Annotated in this window: 19 protein-coding genes; 10 read left to right on the top strand and 9 right to left on the bottom strand. The window is 69.2% G+C overall.

The window, feature by feature from the left end:
- Positions 1-15: 15 nt before the first annotated feature.
- Entirely contained in the window at positions 16-780 is a 765-nt protein-coding gene (locus RN729_RS04965; protein WP_310782571.1) for a thioredoxin domain-containing protein, read from the top strand.
- 3 nt (positions 781-783) lie between these two features.
- A complete protein-coding gene (locus RN729_RS04960; RefSeq protein WP_310782570.1) occupies positions 784-1,224 on the top strand; it encodes a vitamin K epoxide reductase family protein in 441 nt (146 codons plus the stop codon).
- A 15-nt stretch (positions 1,225-1,239) separates the two neighbouring features.
- Here the strand turns inward: RN729_RS04960 and RN729_RS04955 are convergent, their stop codons facing one another.
- The 6 genes from RN729_RS04955 to RN729_RS04930 all read right to left on the bottom strand — a co-directional run bounded on the left by RN729_RS04955 (position 1,240) and on the right by RN729_RS04930 (position 5,429).
- On the bottom strand, positions 1,240-2,181 hold the full coding sequence (locus tag RN729_RS04955; protein ID WP_310782569.1) for a creatininase family protein: 942 nt from the start codon (positions 2,179-2,181) through the stop codon (positions 1,240-1,242).
- A 40-nt stretch (positions 2,182-2,221) separates the two neighbouring features.
- A complete protein-coding gene (locus RN729_RS04950) occupies positions 2,222-3,112 on the bottom strand; it encodes an RNA polymerase sigma factor RpoD/SigA (protein WP_310782568.1) in 891 nt (296 codons plus the stop codon).
- 159 nt (positions 3,113-3,271) lie between these two features.
- The gene (locus tag RN729_RS04945) at positions 3,272-3,424 is read right to left on the bottom strand and encodes a hypothetical protein (RefSeq protein WP_310782567.1); all 153 of its coding nucleotides are present in this window, start codon (positions 3,422-3,424) and stop codon (positions 3,272-3,274) included.
- Positions 3,425-3,431: 7 nt separating this feature from the next.
- Complete coding sequence (ccsA, locus tag RN729_RS04940) at positions 3,432-4,091, bottom strand: cytochrome c biogenesis protein CcsA (protein WP_310782566.1); 660 nt, start codon at positions 4,089-4,091, stop codon at positions 3,432-3,434.
- 10 nt (positions 4,092-4,101) lie between these two features.
- Positions 4,102-4,782, bottom strand: a complete 681-nt coding sequence (locus tag RN729_RS04935; protein WP_310782565.1) for a heme exporter protein CcmB — start codon at positions 4,780-4,782, stop codon at positions 4,102-4,104.
- Entirely contained in the window at positions 4,779-5,429 is a 651-nt protein-coding gene (locus tag RN729_RS04930) for an ATP-binding cassette domain-containing protein (RefSeq protein WP_310782564.1), read from the bottom strand. The genes RN729_RS04935 and RN729_RS04930 overlap by 4 nt, the downstream gene beginning before the upstream one ends.
- Positions 5,430-5,536: 107 nt before the next feature.
- On the opposite strand from RN729_RS04930, the gene RN729_RS04925 reads away from it, so the two are divergent.
- The 6 genes from RN729_RS04925 (at position 5,537) to RN729_RS04900 (ending at position 11,179) form a co-directional block, all read left to right on the top strand.
- Entirely contained in the window at positions 5,537-6,742 is a 1,206-nt protein-coding gene (locus RN729_RS04925) for a 2,3-bisphosphoglycerate-independent phosphoglycerate mutase (protein ID WP_310782563.1), read from the top strand.
- A gap of 154 nt (positions 6,743-6,896) precedes the next feature.
- Positions 6,897-7,304, top strand: coding sequence for a hypothetical protein (locus tag RN729_RS04920; protein ID WP_310782562.1), 408 nt, complete (start codon positions 6,897-6,899; stop codon positions 7,302-7,304).
- 116 nt (positions 7,305-7,420) lie between these two features.
- Complete coding sequence (locus tag RN729_RS04915; RefSeq protein WP_310782561.1) at positions 7,421-8,500, top strand: 6-bladed beta-propeller; 1,080 nt, start codon at positions 7,421-7,423, stop codon at positions 8,498-8,500.
- Positions 8,501-8,860: 360 nt separating this feature from the next.
- The gene (locus RN729_RS04910) at positions 8,861-9,109 is read left to right on the top strand and encodes a ribbon-helix-helix domain-containing protein (protein ID WP_310782560.1); all 249 of its coding nucleotides are present in this window, start codon (positions 8,861-8,863) and stop codon (positions 9,107-9,109) included.
- Positions 9,106-9,546, top strand: a complete 441-nt coding sequence (locus RN729_RS04905; protein ID WP_310782559.1) for a type II toxin-antitoxin system VapC family toxin — start codon at positions 9,106-9,108, stop codon at positions 9,544-9,546. The genes RN729_RS04910 and RN729_RS04905 overlap by 4 nt, the downstream gene beginning before the upstream one ends.
- Before the next feature lie 226 nt (positions 9,547-9,772).
- On the top strand, positions 9,773-11,179 hold the full coding sequence (locus tag RN729_RS04900; RefSeq protein ID WP_310782558.1) for a carboxypeptidase-like regulatory domain-containing protein: 1,407 nt from the start codon (positions 9,773-9,775) through the stop codon (positions 11,177-11,179).
- A gap of 26 nt (positions 11,180-11,205) precedes the next feature.
- On the opposite strand, the gene RN729_RS04895 is transcribed toward RN729_RS04900, so the two are convergent.
- From RN729_RS04895 to RN729_RS04885, 3 genes are all read right to left on the bottom strand, one after another.
- Positions 11,206-11,547 carry an SPW repeat protein gene (locus RN729_RS04895; protein ID WP_310782557.1) on the bottom strand — a complete coding sequence of 114 codons (342 nt, stop codon included), beginning with the start codon at positions 11,545-11,547 and terminating at the stop codon, positions 11,206-11,208.
- Positions 11,548-11,661: 114 nt separating this feature from the next.
- Positions 11,662-13,992, bottom strand: a complete 2,331-nt coding sequence (locus tag RN729_RS04890) for a heavy metal translocating P-type ATPase (protein ID WP_310782556.1) — start codon at positions 13,990-13,992, stop codon at positions 11,662-11,664.
- A gap of 32 nt (positions 13,993-14,024) precedes the next feature.
- Positions 14,025-14,330 (bottom strand): metal-sensitive transcriptional regulator, encoded by a 306-nt coding sequence (locus RN729_RS04885; RefSeq protein WP_310782555.1) that lies wholly within the window; start codon positions 14,328-14,330, stop codon positions 14,025-14,027.
- Positions 14,331-14,476: 146 nt separating this feature from the next.
- Between RN729_RS04885 and RN729_RS04880 the strand changes: the two genes are divergently transcribed.
- Together RN729_RS04880 and RN729_RS04875 are read left to right on the top strand one after the other, a co-directional pair.
- Complete coding sequence (locus RN729_RS04880; RefSeq protein ID WP_310782554.1) at positions 14,477-15,145, top strand: hypothetical protein; 669 nt, start codon at positions 14,477-14,479, stop codon at positions 15,143-15,145.
- A 24-nt stretch (positions 15,146-15,169) separates the two neighbouring features.
- Positions 15,170-16,669: a sodium:solute symporter family protein gene (locus tag RN729_RS04875; protein WP_310782553.1), complete on the top strand. Its 1,500-nt coding sequence runs from the start codon at positions 15,170-15,172 to the stop codon at positions 16,667-16,669.
- The last annotated feature ends 24 nt before the right edge of the window (positions 16,670-16,693 follow it).

Below are 16,693 nucleotides of genomic sequence, written 5' to 3'. Positions count from 1 at the left end.
CAGGGAGTTCGACAGATGGCAAGGAAGATGGCACAGCAGCAGAGCGCTCCCCCGCGCAAGAACCGATGGTTCCCGATCGCCCTGGTCGTCATCGTGGCTGCCGGCGCGTACTGGCTCCTGGTGGGCGGCGGACAGGGCGGCTCGGGTCCGCCCGCGACACACCCGGACCTTCTCGAGGTCCTGGCCGAGGCCGAGCCCGATGCGTCAGCCGGCGTACCGATCGGGCCCGAGTCGGCGCCGATCACGATCGAGGAGTTCTACGACCCTTCGTGCCCCCACTGCGCGACCTTCGCGGGCTTCGCCGGCAAGCTGCTGCGCCAGAACTACGTGGAGACCGCGAACGCTCCCGTGCGCTGGATCTCGTACGACTACATGGTCGGTTTCCCCAACTCCGTCGCGGCCTCGCTGGCCGCCCGCTGTGCGGGTGAGCAGGGACTGTACTGGCCGGTGCACGACCTCATCCTCTCCCGTCAGACGCGCTGGTATCAGCTCGCCGACCCCGCCGACGCCATCGCGGAGATCGCGACTCAGGCCGGCGTCGATGCAGACGCCTGGAACGCGTGCATGCGCGAGCGCCGCCCCCTCGAGGATATCGCGAAGTCCCACCAGTTCGGCGTGTCGCGCGGGGTGAACTCCACGCCCACGCTCTTCGTCGACGGCGTGCCGGTGGACCTCGGGGGCGTGGAACCCTACACGCACATCGAGAGCCTCATCCAGGCCCGGATCGAGGCGCTCTCCTCCGGGGACGATCCTTCGGACAGCGGACAGGGAGCACCGTAACCCATGAGTGACTTGAACCGGCGCCGGGGGATCGCGCTCCTGGCGCTGGCCGGTCTCTTCCTCTCCACCTACCTCTTCCTCTACGCGCTCGGCTACTACGGCGAACTCGCGTGCGGCGCGGGCGGCAGCTGCGATCTCGTGCAGGGGTCGCGCTGGGCCCGCTTCCTCGGATTCCCCGTGGCCGGCTGGGGCGTGGGCTGGTACGTGGCCGTATTCGGCGTCTCGATGCTGGGGACCCGAGACGGGATCGGCGCCGCCGGCTGGATCCCGCGTGTGCTGGCCTTGCTCGCCCTGGGCGGACTAGCCTTCACGATCTACCTGACGGCCCTCGAACTCTGGGTCATCCACGCCATCTGCCGCTGGTGCGTGGGAAGCGCCGTCATCACCCTCGGCATCTTCCTCCTCACCCTCCCCGACTTCCGCGCGCTCCGCCGCCCGGGCTGACCCGCCCGGGCCGGTTCAGGAACCGGGGGGGCGGAGTTCGTTCCAGCGTTCGATGAACGCGACCGCGGCATCGACGAAGGTCTCGGTCGCGATTCGGCCACGTTCCGTCGAGGCTTCGGCCGGATGGCGCGTGCCCCACACGCCCGTGGACGACATCTCCGCGGACGATGTCCCCTTCCCGGTCGACTCATCCTTGAGTCCCTCGGCGAGGAACACCGCAAGCGCCGTCGGATCGCCCGCCAGCACGTCGGGAAGCATCGCCTCCAGGTGCGCCGGCATCGTGACCTCGGCGGGGACCGCCGCGTCGAGGTCCACCAGCGTCGGCATGAGGTAGAGCGAACTCGACGTCTCGGGCGTCCCGCCGTGACGGTCGAGTTCGTCGGGCGGGGGCGTCGGGACGGAGGCCATCCGCTCCCGATCCCGGAACGGCCCCGACACCGCTCCCAGATCCACGGCGATCCCCGCCGTCTCGTGGTTGATGCGGTCCACGATGAACGTCGTGATCGCGCGGTTCCCGCCGTGCGCGTTCATGATCAGGAAGCGCTTGAAGCCGTGCGCGATGAGGCTCTTCACCGCCTCGACGTAGACCTCCTGGATCAGCGTGGAGGGCAGTGTGATCGTCCCCTCGAACCCCATGTGATACGGGGACTGGCCCGGCAGGAGGATCGGAGCCACGAGGACGTCCGCCCGCTGCGCCACGAGCTTCGCCTGCTCGACCCCGTTCAGGTAGTCGGTGCCGATCGGCAGGTGGTTGCCGTGCTGTTCCAGCGCGGCGACCGGAATCAGGACCATGTCGCTGCGCGTGAGAAAGTCCCGCACCTCCGGCACGGTCATGTGGGGCAGGTAATTCTTCACCTTCTCCTGCGTCCACAGCGGGTTCGTCTGGGCGGCCGCCGCCGGAGCGAGAAAAAAGAGGAAGACCAGCGAAAGGGGCGAGACGGGCGGGGATCGTCGCATGGGACCTCTCCTGTCGTGCTGGTAGGCCCCCCGGGGGGGTTCAGGCGGTGGCGCGCCAGAACCCTTCCAGCGCCTCTCCGTCCGGCGAGGCGCGCAGCTTGTCGAAGGCCCGGTTCCGGATCTGCCGGATGCGCTCGCGGGTCACGCCGAGCAGCGAGCCGATCTCCTCCAGCGTCATCTCCTCGCCGTCGTCGAGGCCGTAGTAGAGGACGAGGATCTTCCGCTCCCGCTCCGTGAGGTAGCGCTCGAACATCCTCTCGAGGAACTCCCGGCGCGCCTGGTCCTCGACATCCTCCTCGATGTCCGCGTCGTCCATCCCCGAGAAGCGCTCCCCGAAGGACGCGCTGTCGCGGTCGGACTTGTCGAGCGGCGCGTCGAGGCTGAGTTCGGCCGAGGCCACGCGCCGCAGCGCGCGCACCGTCTCCACCGGCTCCTCCATCTCCTCGGCGATCTCACGGTCCGTCGGCGAGCGCCCCAGCTTCTGCGTGAGCGCCGTCTCCGTCCGGGAGAGCTTGACGAGATTGGAGTTCTGGTTCAGCGGGATGCGCACGGAGCGGGTCTGTTCGGCCAGCGCCTGCAGCACCGTCTGCCGAATCCACCACACCGCGTAGGAGATGAACTTCACGCCCTTGTCGGGATCGAACTTCTTGACGGCCTTGAGCAGGCCCTCGTTCCCGATGCAGACAAGTTCGGCCAGGTTGAGCCCCCGGCCCTGGTACTTCTTCACGTACGAGATCACGAAGCGCAGGTTCGCCGTGACGAGGCGCTCCGCCGCGTGGCGGTCGCCGGCCCGCGCCTTGCGCGCGATCTCCCGCTCGATCTGCGGGTTCTCGATGAGCGGATAGCGCTCGACATCCTGCAGATACTGGTCGAACGAATCGAGCGCGTGCGTGTCGAAGAACATGCGTCGGCTGGTAGCCGTCTTCGCCATATGAAATCCGAATCCTGATCCGGGTCGGTTGTCGAAAACCATCGCCGCGGGGTGGGCCAACCGGAACTCCGCCCCGCCACGGTTCGATCCGATCGCTCTTGATACAAACTTGAAATAATAGAGAAAATCGGAGCGAACCGCACCTTTTCCCGACGGCTGTTACCCCGGACCCCCCGCTCGGGCTCCCTCGCCGCCGCGGTCCGAAGCAGCGGCCGCCATGCGTTCACGGCGCCGCAGGCGGAGGAGATACCAGCAGAGGGCGGCCCAGGTGATGCCGTATCCGGCGCCGATGAAGAGCCAGTGATCGTTCATACCCGGTTCACCCTTCCTCCGGTCCCGACAGTTCGAGTTCGAGTTCCGTTGCAGCCAGCCGGTATCGTCGCAGCCACAGGTAGGCGAACGCTAGGGTGTAGGCGACGAATCCGAGCAGCATCACGAGTCCGTACGCGCTCCACATGGACTGCGGAGACGACGGGGGCTGGTGCAGGCTCCGCCACCAGAACACCGACAGGTACACGATCGGGACCTGGACGAAGGCGATGAGACCGATCACGGCCGCCCAGCGCGCCCGCCGGTCCGGGTCCTCCGTCATCGAACGCACGACGAGGTATCCCGTGTAGATGGGTACGAGAAGCGCCGTCGTCGTGACGCGCGGGTCCCACGCCCACCAGATCCCCCAGGTGGGCCGGCCCCACAGCGTGCCGAGGATGAGGGTGAGGACGGCGGCGAGCACCCCGAGTTCCGCGGCGGAGACCGCGAGGAGGTCCCATTTCAGCCGGCGCTGCACGAGATAGAGGATGCTCATGAGGAAGACGACGAAGAACGCGAGCATCATCACCCACGCGACCGGCACGTGGACGTAGAGAAGGCGCTGGACCTCGCCCTGCAGCGCATCGGCGGGCAGCACGGCGAGTCCGAGCACGCTGCCCACCGCGATGAGGAAGATCGCAACCCATCCGAGCATGGTCAGTTTGTTCATGAGACCCGCATCACTCCTCGAGGACGACGGGGAAGATCCACAGACAGACGACGAACAGTATCACGTCGTAGGACGCGAGTAACCTCAGCCACCCGCCGGCCCGTCCGAGCGGGTCGCCGGCGAGGAACGCTTCGGTCGCGCCGACGCTCCCGAGGACGACGGGGACTAGGGCGGGGAAGAGGAGGAGCGGCAGGAGGAGTTCGCGCGCCCGGAGGTGGACGGTGAGGGCGGAGAAGAAGGTCCCGATGACGGAGAAGCCGAAGGTGCCGAGGATGGCCACGAGGAGAAGCGGGCCGGCCTGCGCGGTGAAGTCGACCTGGTACAGGATCGCGGCGGCGGGGAAGAGGACGATCTCGAGCGCGGCGAGCACGACGAGGTTGCCGGCGAGCTTGCCCAGGTAGATCGCGCGCACGTCGCCGGGATAGAGCCGGAGCAGATGGGTCCCGCCCGCGAGTTCCTCGTTCTGGAAGGTTCGGCCGAGGGAGAGGGTGCCGGTGAAGATGATCGCCACCCAGAGGAGGCCCCCGGCGAGCCGCCCGAGCAGGTCGTTGTCCACCCCGATGGCGAAGCTGAACATGAAAAGGACGAGCGCGGCGAATGAGAGCATCGCCGTGAAGCCCTGCCGCGTGCGGGTCTCCGAGAGGATGTCCTTCCACAGGATGGCGGCGGCGCGCCGCGGGAGCTCGCTCACGGGGTCACATCGGCCACGCGGCCGCCGGCCAGTCGCACGACGTCGTCGGCGTGCCGGGTCGCGTCCTCGACCCGGTGCGAGGCGATGACCACGGCGGCGCCGGCGTCGCGCCACCCGCGGACCGCCTCGTGCACGAGCCCCACGCCGTCCTCGTCCAGGCTCACGAAGGGTTCGTCGAGCAGCACGAGCTCGAGCGGGCGGAGCCGGAGCCGCGCGAGCTCGAGGCGCTTGCGCATCCCGGTCGACCAGCCCCGCACGGGGAGGTCCGCCGCCCCGCCGAGATCGGCCGCGGCGAGCGCGTCCCGCAGGTCGTCGTCCGTGGTCGCCGTCCCGGACATGCGGGCCGCGAAGCGCAGGTTCTCGACCCCGGTCAACTCCTCGTACGCGTGCCCGCCGGCCGTCATGAACGCGGCGCCCGTCCGGATCTCGTCCCCGCCCGCGGGGAGGGTGTAGCCCAGGACCTCCAACCGGCCCGCCGTCGGCTTGAGCAGCGTCGAGATGAGGCGGAGGAGCGTCGTCTTCCCCGTCCCGTTCGCGCCGAGCAGCGCGACGACCGCGCCGCGCGGCACCGCGAAGTCCACCCCGCGCAGCGCCCAGCGGCGCCCGAAGCGCCGGGTGACGCCCTCCGCCGCGACGGCGAGGCTCACCGGCCCGCCCCCCGCCCGCGCGCCGCCGGACCACGCACCGCTCGCCTGCGGCGGGCCCGCCTGCGCGCTGTTGGCTGATTGCGGGGGGCGCTCATACGTTCCGCCGCATGGAACTCGACCGGATCGCCCGTCTCGCCGGAGGCGGGGGCGGCAAGGTGCTGCTCTACGTGCTCGACGGGCTGGGCGGGCTGCCGCGCGAGCCCGGGGGGCCGACCGAACTCGAGGCCGCCCGCACGCCGCACCTCGACGAACTCGCTCGCGCCGGGACGTGCGGCCTCCACGACCCCGTTGCGCCGGGCATCACCCCGGGCAGCGGCCCCGGCCACCTGGCCCTGTTCGGCTACGATCCCCTCGTGTACGAGACCGGCCGCGGCGTGCTCGAGGCCCTCGGCATCGAATTCCCGCTCGGACCGGGCGACATCGCCGTGCGCGCCAACTTCTGCACCCTCGACGCCCAGGGCCGGGTGGCCGACCGCCGCGCGGGCCGCATCCCGTGCGAGGAAGCCGCCCCCCTGGCCGCCCGGCTCAACGGCATCGAACTCGATGGCGCCCGCTGTACCGTCCGCCACGTGAAGGAGCACCGCTTCGTCCTCGTCCTGCACCCCGACGCCCCGGCGGGCGACGCCGTGAACGACACCGACCCTGGCATGACCGGCCGGCCGCCCCACGCCCCCGAGGCGCGGAACGCGGCGGCCGAACCGACGGCGCGCCTCCTCGCAGCGTGGCTCGAAGCGGCCGCCGAGCGGCTTGCCGGCGAGCCGCAGGCGAACATGGCGCTCCTGCGCGGCGTCTCCAGCCGGCCCGACTGGCCCCGCTTCCCCGACGTATTCGGCATGCGCGCGGCCGCCGCCGCGGCGTACCCCATGTACCGCGGCGTCGCGCGCCTCGTCGGCATGGACGCGTGCACGGTGCCTGCGGGCGCCCCCCCGCTCGTCGACGCCCTGAAGGCGCGGTTCGCCGACTACGATTTCTTCTTCCTCCACTTCAAGCCTCCCGACAAGGCCGGAGAAGACGGCGACTTCGACCGCAAGGTAGCCGCCATCGAGGAAGCGGACGCCATCGTCCCCGACCTCGTCGATGCGGGTCCCGACGTCGTCCTCGTGACCGGAGACCACTCGACCCCCTCCGTCATGAGCAGCCACAGCTGGCACCCCGTGCCCTTCCTCCTCCACGGCGGCCCGCCCCGCAGCGACGCCGCCACCACGTTCGGCGAAACCGCATGCCGCACAGGCGCCCACGGCCGCGTCCGAGGCTGCGACCTCATGCGCCTCGCCACGGCTGCCGCCGATCGGCTCACGAAGTTCGGAGCCTAGCCCGAACGCTCGAATCCGTACAGCCCAAGCGGGTTTTCGGCGATTCCGACGCCCCCATCCGGCCCCAACGCCCATCGAGCCCGAGCGAAGTTTGATGCTCGGGAGGACCATTACTAGCAGGGGGGTGCATCAGAAACGCTCGGAGAAGGATCGGATGATCAACGTTCTGGCGGGCTCGGAAAACGACGCGGCACTGATCGCGCGAGCGGCCGGCAGCGCCGCACGGATCGTGACGGATGCCGCTCAGTTCACGAACGGCGATGGCCCCTTGGAGTGCCTGATTCTCGGTTGCCGCCATCCCATCCCGGCAGAGACGATCGAACTCCTGCAGCCGGGCGATGAACTGCTCAGCGTCAACGGGCGTGACACGCGCCACGGCGCGCCATTCCCACCGGGGTCCGAGGGCACTTGGTACACAGTCAGCGTCCAACGACAGGGCACGGAGGTCCTGACCCTCAGGCTACAGTTGGCAAAGCGGCCGCCGGAGGTCTTGGAACCCGTGAGCGAAGCGCCGATCGGCAGCCCGGCCGACTGGAACTGCCCGGCACTGAGTCTGGGTTGATGCACCCCATGCGGCGGTGGCGATTCGACGTTTTCGTCTTGTGGATCGCCATCGTCTGTGGGATCCTCTCCCTTTCGAGCTGCGAAGAGGCGCCGGCCCGTGCGGACGGAGTGTGGGTGGATACGCTCCGTGGCGGACGGGTCGTCGTCTCCAGTCCAGACTCGCCTTCGTCGCGCGTAGCACCCACCTTCACGCTGATTGAGGAGTTGCGCATCGGATCGGTGGAGGGCGACTGCGACGCCTTCGGCGACGTGATCTCCGTTACCGTTGACGATCCTGGGCGAATCTATGTGGCCGATTTGGGCGCAAACATCATTCGCGTTTTCTCACCGCAGGGCGAGTGTCTTCAGTCGGTCGGTCGCGAAGGGAGCGGCCCAGGCGAGTTCGCCATGCTGGCCGGTATCGTGCGATCGCGCCACTCCCTCTGGGCCATGGATGCCCGCGCGCGCCGATTGACCCTGTTCGACTCGACCGGTGCGGTTCGGGCATCGCTTTCGCTGGGCCCCTCCATGAGCGCGCGGTTCCCGTGGCCGCTCTGGGTCGACAGCCATGGCCACGTCCATCGCTGGGCCGTGCCCTTCGCGGTGCCGGACGGGACGATACCGCCCTTGCGCCCCAGGTTCCTGGTCCGGCACAGCAACGGCGCGACGCTCGCAGCGCCCGATACGTTTCTAGTGCCTCGTTTGGAACGACCGGTCGAGACCTATTCTCGCACCACCGGCAACCTAAGGGAGACATCGCCCGTTCCTCACTCGCCGGCAATCGCGCTCACCGTCGACGGCGCTGGAGACGTTTGGGTGGCGAACCGGGCGATCTTCGATTTGCACAGGGTCACGTATCAGGGTGACACCACAAAGACCATACGGCTGCGTCGCCCCCCGGCCCCGCTTGTTGGTCATGATCGGCAACAGATCGCCGCCGCGACCGGCGTGCCGCCGGACAACCTGCCGGACCACAAGCTCTCGCTCCGCTCCATTCACTCGGGTGCGAATGGGTGGCTGTGGGTCGCTACGGAAACGGGAGCCGTGCGGGAATGGGACGTCTTTGACGAGTCCGGGGTCTACATCGGCAGGATCGCATCTCCGGTTCCCCTGGACACGAGACCCCCGCCGGTGTTCGGGGAAGAGACGGTCATCGGCGTCTCACGGGATGCGCTTGACCTCCAGTACGTCGTGCGTCTCCGAATCATCCGATAGGATCAGGTCAGTCAAAGAAACAAAGGAGACGCGTCGGGTTCTTCACCGGCGCCGCGACCCTGAACCGGACGACGCTTCGTGAGCGCACTGGGCCTCGAGCCGGAGTAGCGCGCGTTCCTGCGGGAACGTCTGGCAAGGAGAGCAGAGATTGGGCGATGCGCACGTACGCTGCGGGGTCGCCGCGCTTGTTTGCCTGTCCACCAAAGGCACATGTACACAAGAACCGGCCCTGGCACCGTGGTCGTGCGGGGTCGGGCGGCGGGCGGACCCGCGGTGTCCGGGGTCGCCGTGGTGAGCCGGTGAGCCTCCTCGCGGATTTCACGTTGACATATCGACGCCGGCAAGATATGCGTATATGTCATGCGTACTACGGTTCGGTTGGACGATGATCTCATGCGAGCGGTGAAGCGTCATGCGCTCGAGTCGGGGACGACCGTGACGGCCGTCATTGCGGAGGCCCTGCGGGAACGGCTTCAGCGGTACAGGGACCGAACCTCGAACCCGCCCGCGCCGCTTGCTCTGGTGACCACGGGGGAGGGCGGCCTGCTGCCCGGTGTTGACCTCGACGATTCCGCGGCCCTCATCGAACTCATGGAAGGCGGCGGTTGATCCTTCCTGACGTCAACATCCTCGTCTATGCCCATCGCGAGGATGCTCCGGATCATCAGCGATATCTCGACTGGCTGGTTTCCGAGGTGGACTCCGATGCAGCGTTCGGGTTGAGCCCGCTGGTTCTCAGCGGATTCATCCGCGTGGTCACGCACCCGAAGGTCTTCAAGACTCCGAGTATCCTGTCCAAGGCGACGGCGTTCGCGGAGCAGCTCCGGGAGCGGCCCAACTGCATCGAAGTGATGCCCGGAACCCGTCATTGGGCCATCTTCGTACGGCTGTGCCAACAGGCCGGGGCGAGGGGAAACCTGGTCCCGGATGCATACCTGGCGGCCATCGCGATCGAGAGCGGGTGCGAGTGGGTGACGACCGACCGTGATTTCAGCCGATTCGAGGGGCTGAAGTGGCGCCATCCTCTCGGATCGGATCGGGCATAGCGTGAAGGTGTTCTTCTTGTTGAACAGGCGCTGGGTGTGGAACGGCGCCAGGAGACGTTCCCGCGGGAACGTGCGGGTCCGGCGGTGCTACTCGCCCCACACGCCCGCAGGCGTCAGACTCAATCTGGAGTAGAGGAGGAAGGCGAAGTTCCGGGCTACCCGAGAGGGAGGTTGGAAGATCGGTGCCACCGCGACAGGCTGCGCGCGGTCGTGCGGGCGAGCTGTGATGCGGCGCCTGGCGTTCATGGCGCTCGCGCTGAGCGTCGGATGGCCGCTGGCGGCGACGGGCCAGGAACCGGGCCGGGTGGCGGGTGTGGTCCGCGCCGAGGACACACGCGTGCCCGTCGAGGGCGCCGCGGTACGACTGGCGGGAGGGGACGTCGTAGTGGCGGAAACCGTCACCGGCCCAAGCGGCGCCTTTGCCTTCGACGGCATTGCGCCGGGCGAGTACGTGCTCGGCGTGCGGCGCATCGGGTTCGCCGCGTACAGCGTGCCGCTGGCGGTGGGGCCGGACGGGCCGGCCCCGCTCGATGTGCGGCTGTCGCTGGACCCGGTCCAGGTGGCGCCGCTCGAGGTCGATGTCGAGGGCCGGCCGCTCCGCCTGGTCGAGACGGGCTTCTACGACCGGCTGGAGGAGGGCTGGGGCACGTACTTCGAGCCCGAGTGGATCCGAACCCGAAGCGCGGGCTTCACGCGGTTGTCGCACTTCCTGTCAAACCTGCAGCAGCGTGCGCCCCTGTCCCGGTGTCCCACGGTTCAGGTCTGGTACGACCGGAAGTTCATCGGCGAAGTTTCTGGGTGGGGGACCAGCAAGCCGGCGTCGCTCAATCCGGCCGGCACGTACCAGTCCCCCGTGGGGCCGGCCGCGTACCTGTTGGACGAACTGTCCGTGACGGATCTGGGCGCCGCCGAACTGTACCTGCCGTCGTCTCCCATCCCGCTCTTCGCGCTCAACGACATCACGATCTTCTGCGGCGTCATCATCCTGTGGTCCGACTGGATGGCGCAGATGGGGGGAGAGGTTCCGCAGATCGACGTGAAGCTCTGCGAGCCGGCCGGCGGTGCCGGCGCAGTGACGCTGGACGGGACCGTCGAGGACCGGCTCACCGAGGTGCGGCTGCCGGCGGCCCGCATCCGGGCGTCGTTCGCGCCGGCCGGCGAGGAGGGGCCGCCCGAACCCCGTGAGATCGAAGTGCGGTCCGATTCGACCGGCCGCTTCCGGCTCTGCGATCTGCCGTCGGAAACCGACGTCACGCTCGCGCCCTCCTACGGTCCCCACCTGGGAGAGGCCGCCACCCTCCGCGCCGAATCCGGCGCCGCGCCGCGTCTGATCGTCCCCGTCACAATGCCGGGATCCGTCGCCGGGCGAGTCGTGAACGGGAACACGGGGCGGGGGTTCCCGGCCGCGCCCGTCATGCTGGTCGGCACCGATGTCCGCGTCGTGACCGACGCTGCCGGCCGCTTCGCGATGGAGGACCTGCCGCCCGGCGCGTACCAGGTGCAGGCCGATTGCGGCGGCTTCGGGTCCCCGACGCCGCGGGTCGTCGTCTCGGAGGCCGGGCAGGCCCGCGTCCTCCTCGTCCTCGAGCCCGACGACCGCTCCGGCCGCGACCTACGCCGCTGCGACAACTGACGTTCCCGCGGGAACGTCCGCAGGGGTCAGGCGGTGCTGGGGGCCTCGTCGGAGTGTTCGATTCCCGCTCCGCCCATCGCGGTGCCGGTGCCCACGGTGATGACGCCGAAGATGAGGTCGTTGAACAGGGCCTGCGCGTTGGCGAGATACCCGTGGATGAAGGGCGACAGCATGCTGTAGGCGCCGAGGGCGATGAGACCCCAGCCGCTGATCCGGTTGATGCCGAGGTTGAAGGTGATGGTGACGACGAGGATCGAGCCGCCGAGCACCACGCTGTGCCACCACAGGAAACCGAACGGGTATCCCCAGATGAACGGGGCGCCCAGGAACCAGAGTCCCAATGCGAGACCGACCCAGCGTGAGGCCATCGAACCTCTCTCGGAAGAAAACCGGATGAACCGTCGAACCGGCGCCTATGATGCGCGCCGGCAGGGGCAAAGGCAACGTCGCGCCGCCCGTCGCGAAGCGCCCGCCAAGGTCCGCTACAGGCGGGTGCGGCGGAGGCGGTTCGCGTTCGTGACGACGGAGATCGAACTCAGCGCCATCGCGGCCTCCGCGAGGACGGGGTGGAGGAGGCCGAGGAAGGCGACCGGGATCGCGACGACGTTGTAGACGTAGGCCCAGAAGAGGTTCTCGCGGATCTTGCGGAAGGTGGCGCGGGAGAGCTTTGTCGCGCGCAGCACGGAGCGCAGGTCCCCTTGCACGAGGGTGATGTCGGCGGCTTCGATCGCGATGTCGGTGCCGGTCCCCACGGCGATGCCGACGTCGGCCGCCTTGAGGGCGGGAGCGTCGTTGATGCCGTCGCCGACGAAGGCCACGGTGCGGCCGTCGGCGCGGAGTTGCCGCACGGCCTCGACCTTGTCGGCGGGGAGCAGCCCGGCCCGGAAGTCGTCGATGCCGAGATGCTCGGCGACGGCGGCCGCCACGGCTTCATGATCGCCGGTGAGCATCACGGTCCGGAAGCCGCGGCGGCTCAGCTCGACGAGGGTTTCCCGCGCGTCCTCCTTCACCGGGTCGGCGATCGCGATCGCGCCGAGCAGCCGCCCGCCGGCGGCCACCCAGGCGATCGTGCGCGCGGCGTCGCCGAAACGCCGCTCCACCTCGGCGACGTCTTCCTCCGGGATGCCTTCCTCGCGCAGCAGCCGCGCGCTCCCCACGGAGACCCGCTGGCCATCGACCTCGCCGACGACGCCCATCCCGACCCGGGCCTCCACGCCGCCCGCCCGGGAGAGGGGTATGCCGCGCCCGCGCGCCTCCTCGACGACGGCGCGGGCGAGCGGATGCTCCGACGCGTCCTCGACTGCGGCTGCGAGTGCGAGCAGCCGGGCTTCCGCATCGGCGGCACTCGTCGGATCGATCCCTGCGTCCGGGTTCGCCACCGGACCGGCTTGCACGAACACTTCGACCACGCGCGGGGCGCCGCGGGTGAGGGTGCCCGTCTTGTCGAAAACGAGCGTGTCCGCGCGGTCCAGCGTCTGGACGGCGGCCCCGTCCCGGATGAGGACGCCGCGGGTGGCTCCGAGGCCGGTCCCGACCATGAGCGCCGTGGGGGTGGCGAGCCCGAGCGCGCAGGGGCAGGCGATGACGAGCACCGCGACCGCGGCGTAGAGCGCGAGCGAGAGGCGGCCCAGCTCCGGGTTCACCCACGGGATGAACCCCGACGCCCAGCGCGCGGCCTCCGTGAAGACTCCGGGCACCACGAACCAGCCCGCGAAGGCCGCCAGCGCCACGACGAGGATGACGGGCACGAAGATGGCGGTCACCCGGTCCGCGAACTCCTGGATCGGGACCTTGCTCGCCTGCGCCTCCTCCACGAGGCGGATGACGTTGGAGAGGAAGGTGTCCTCGCCCACGCCCGTCGCCCGCACCCGGAGCGCGCCGGAGTGATTGACCGTCGAACCGAGGACGGGGGAGCCGGGTTCCTTCTCGACCGGGATCGACTCGCCGGTCGCGAGCGATTCATCGACCGCGCTCCTCCCCTTGAGGACGACGCCGTCGGTGGGGATCTTCTCGCCCGGGCGGATGATCATCACGTCGCCCACCGCGACGTCACGGGTCGGGATTTCGAGTTCCGCACCGTTCCGCTCGACGCGGGCCGTGGGCGCCTCGAGCGACAGCAGTGCCTGGATCGCCGACGAGGAACGGCCGCGCGCCTTCGCCTCCACGTAGCGGCCCGTGAGGTGGATCGCGGCGATCATCGCGCCCACCGGCGCGAAGTTCATGATCATCGGGGCGAACCCGAGGACGTGAAGGACCGCCCACACCCCCGTGAGCACGGAAACGCCGGCTCCGAGCGCGATGAGGACGTCCATGTTCGGCATGCGGCCGCGCGCCGAGCGCCACGCGCTCCGAAGCGTCGGCCAGCCCGGCCCGACGAGGACGGCGGCCCCGAGCACCGTAACGCCGAGATCGAAGAGGAGCGGCGACGGCCATCGCACCCCGGCGATCATCTCCGGCAGCATCCACACCATGGCCGGGGCGGTGAGCGCCCACGCGGCCCACATGGTTTTCCGCGCCTCTCGCGAGCGGGCCTCCGCCTCCGCAAGGCGCGAGCGCTCGGCCTCTCCGCGGTCCACGTCCGCGATGGGTTCGATCTCGTAGCCGGCCCCCTCGACGGCGGCCGTGAGTTCCTCGAAGGGCACATCCCGGGCGAGCGTCAGCGTCGCGGACTCGGCCGGCAGGCTCACCGACGCCTCCACGCCGTCGACCGCGTTCAGACTCCTCTCCACGGAGCCGACGCAGCCGGCACAGTGCATGCCGGCGATCCGGTACGTCTTCCTGGCGGGGCTCGCGGCGGGGCTCGAGGCGTCCATGGTCATCCTTCCCGTATTACTTGCGGGCGAAGTTACTTGCCGGCGAAGCGCATGAAGAGATCCGCAATCTCCGCGCGCACCCGCGCGGCGTCGTCGCCGCCTTCCTCGATGGCGTGCGTGGCGCACCGCTCGAGGTGGTTCAGCAGGAGTTCCTTCTCGGCCGCGCGGAGCGCGGAGTGAACGGCGGCGAACTGCTGCAGGATGTCCGGGCAGTACCGCTCATCCTCCACCATGCGGGCGATGCCCCCGACCTGTCCCCGGATGCGGGCCAACCGACGGCCGAGGTCGTTTTTCGTCCCCTCCGCGATCCCCATCGCATGCGTTCCCGCGTGGCTCACCGCCATTCACTCCGTGCCCGGTGTGTGTGGTTCTCGAATAAATACTATACAGGGGTATTGTATATATCGCAAGCGACGAGGCCGGGTGCGGGATCCGACGCACCGACGGTGGCGGCGTTTTGCCGGGGGCTGCTAAACTCAGAGCCATGTTCAGGAAACTCAGGCAGATGGTCGACGAGGCGCTCGACCGCATGGAAGCGAAACAGCCCGGTGCGTCCGAGGACGACATCGACCGCGTCATCCGCGCCATGCGCCAGGAACTCGTCGACACGCGGGCACGGATCTCCGAACTCGAGGGGCTGTTCGAGTCGCAGGTGCGTCAGGCGGACAGGGAAAAGGACGCGGCCCGGGTCGCGGAGCGGCGGGCGGCGAAGGCCGCGGAGATCGGGGATGCGGAGACGGTCGAGGTCGCGAACCGGTTCGCGGCGCGGCACAGGCAGCGGCTCGAGGTCCTCGTCCTCAAGGCCGAGGGGACGCAGGCCGAACTCCAGCAGCAGAAGGCCGAGGCCGCGCAGGGTGCGGAACAGTTGAAGAGCGCCATGGCCCGGCGGGATTCGCTCGGCGTGCAGCAGCGGCGCGCGCAGGCGATCCAGCACTCCTCCGAACGGTTCGACTCGGCGGACGCGTTCGACCGCATGGCCGAGAAGCTGGAGGGGAGCCACGACCTCGACGACGCGCGTCGCCAGGTGGACGAAGCGCTCGACCCGATGGCCGGCGCGCCGCAGCGGGACTTCGTGGCGGAGCGGGAACTGCGGGAGGCGCGGGCGGACGCGATGCTCGAGGAGTTGAAGCGCCGGATGTCGAAGGGGGAGTAGCCCCACGGAAAGAGCGGAGGATCGATGGACCTGCTGACGATTGCCGTCTTCGGATATCCCCTCGTCCTCATCGCGATCGGGGTGTGGCGCTCGCGGCAGATCAAGAGCCATGCGGACTTCATGGTGGCGGGCCGGAACGTGCCGGTGGCGCTCCTCGTGGGGACCCTCATCTGCACCTGGATCGGCTCGGGGTCGCTCTTCGGCGGGGCCGGGCTCGCCTACCGGACGGGGATCGCGGAGTTGTGGTTCTCCTTCGGCGCCTGGGTCGGTCTCCTCGTCGCCTTCTACCTTGCACCCCGCGTGCGCTCGATCGCGAAGTACACGGTCCCGGATCTCCTCGAGCAGCGCTACAACGCGGCGGCCCGCGTCCTCGGCACGGTCGCGATCATCCTCGCCTACGTGACGATCGCCGCCTACCAGTTCCGGGGCGGCGGCTGGATTCTAAGCATCGTCACGGATGGCGCCATCTCCCCCACGGCCGGGATGATCATCACGTGCATCACGATCGTGGCCTTCACGGCACTCGCCGGCATGGTGTCGATCGTCTCCGTCGATCTCCTCAACGGGATCATCATCACGCTCGGCATCATCATCGGTCTCCCCTACCTCGTGCTGTCGAACGGTGGCGTGGGGGCGATCGCGGCCGCGCTTCCGGAGCAGCACCTCACGGTACTCGGGGGACACAACGTACTCTGGGTCATCGGCGTCGCGATGCCCACCTTCCTGCTCATCCTGGGCGAGAGCGGGATGTACCAGAAGTTCTTCTCCGCCAGGGACGCGGGGTCCGCCAAGAAGGCCGTGGTCGGCATGTTCCTCGGGGTCGTCTTCATCGAGACGACGCTGGCGCTGATCGCGATCGTGGGTCGGGCGGTCTTCCCGGAACTCGCGGACCCGGAGCAGGTGTCGCTCGTCGGGCGTGCCGCGTCGGAGACGATCATCCTTCACATCGCCGCCAACGGCCTGCCGATCATCGGGGGCGCGATTCTCCTCGCCGCGGCGGTCGCCATCGTGCTCTCGACCGGGAACACTTTCCTGCTCGTGCCGTCGACCAACGTGAGCCGGGACCTCTACGAACGGTTCGTGGATCCGGACGCGAGCGAAGGGCGAAAGCTGGCGCTGCAGCGCCTCTGCGTCGTCCTGTTCGGCGGGCTGGGGCTCGTCCTGCTGACGCAGTTCGACACCGTACTCGCGATGGCGCTCTACGCGTACTCGCTCGTCGGGGCCAGTCTCACGCCGGCGCTCCTTGCGGCCTTCCTGTGGCGCCGCGTAACGCCGCAGGGAGGCGTGGCGTGTATCGCCGGCGGACTCGGGAGCATCGTGGGGATCGCGCTCCTGTCCCGGTTCGGGGTGGACTTCAGCGCCACGATCGGGGGGACCGCGTTCGATTTCGCTTCGAGCGACTACATCGTGATCCCCGGCGTCCTCATCTCGCTCGGACTCCTGATCGTCGTGAGCCTCCTCACGCCGCCCTCGCCCGAAGAGAAGTGGCGGCCCTTCTTCCAGGAGACTCCCGAGAAGCTCTGAGCCTCACAATCCCGGGCGGCTCCG

It is taken from the genome of Candidatus Palauibacter polyketidifaciens, assembly GCF_947581785.1.
Classification (GTDB): Bacteria; Gemmatimonadota; Gemmatimonadetes; order Palauibacterales; family Palauibacteraceae; genus Palauibacter; species Palauibacter polyketidifaciens.
Note: the sequence above shows the minus strand (reverse complement) of the source record. Positions and strands in the feature narration are given on the sequence as shown.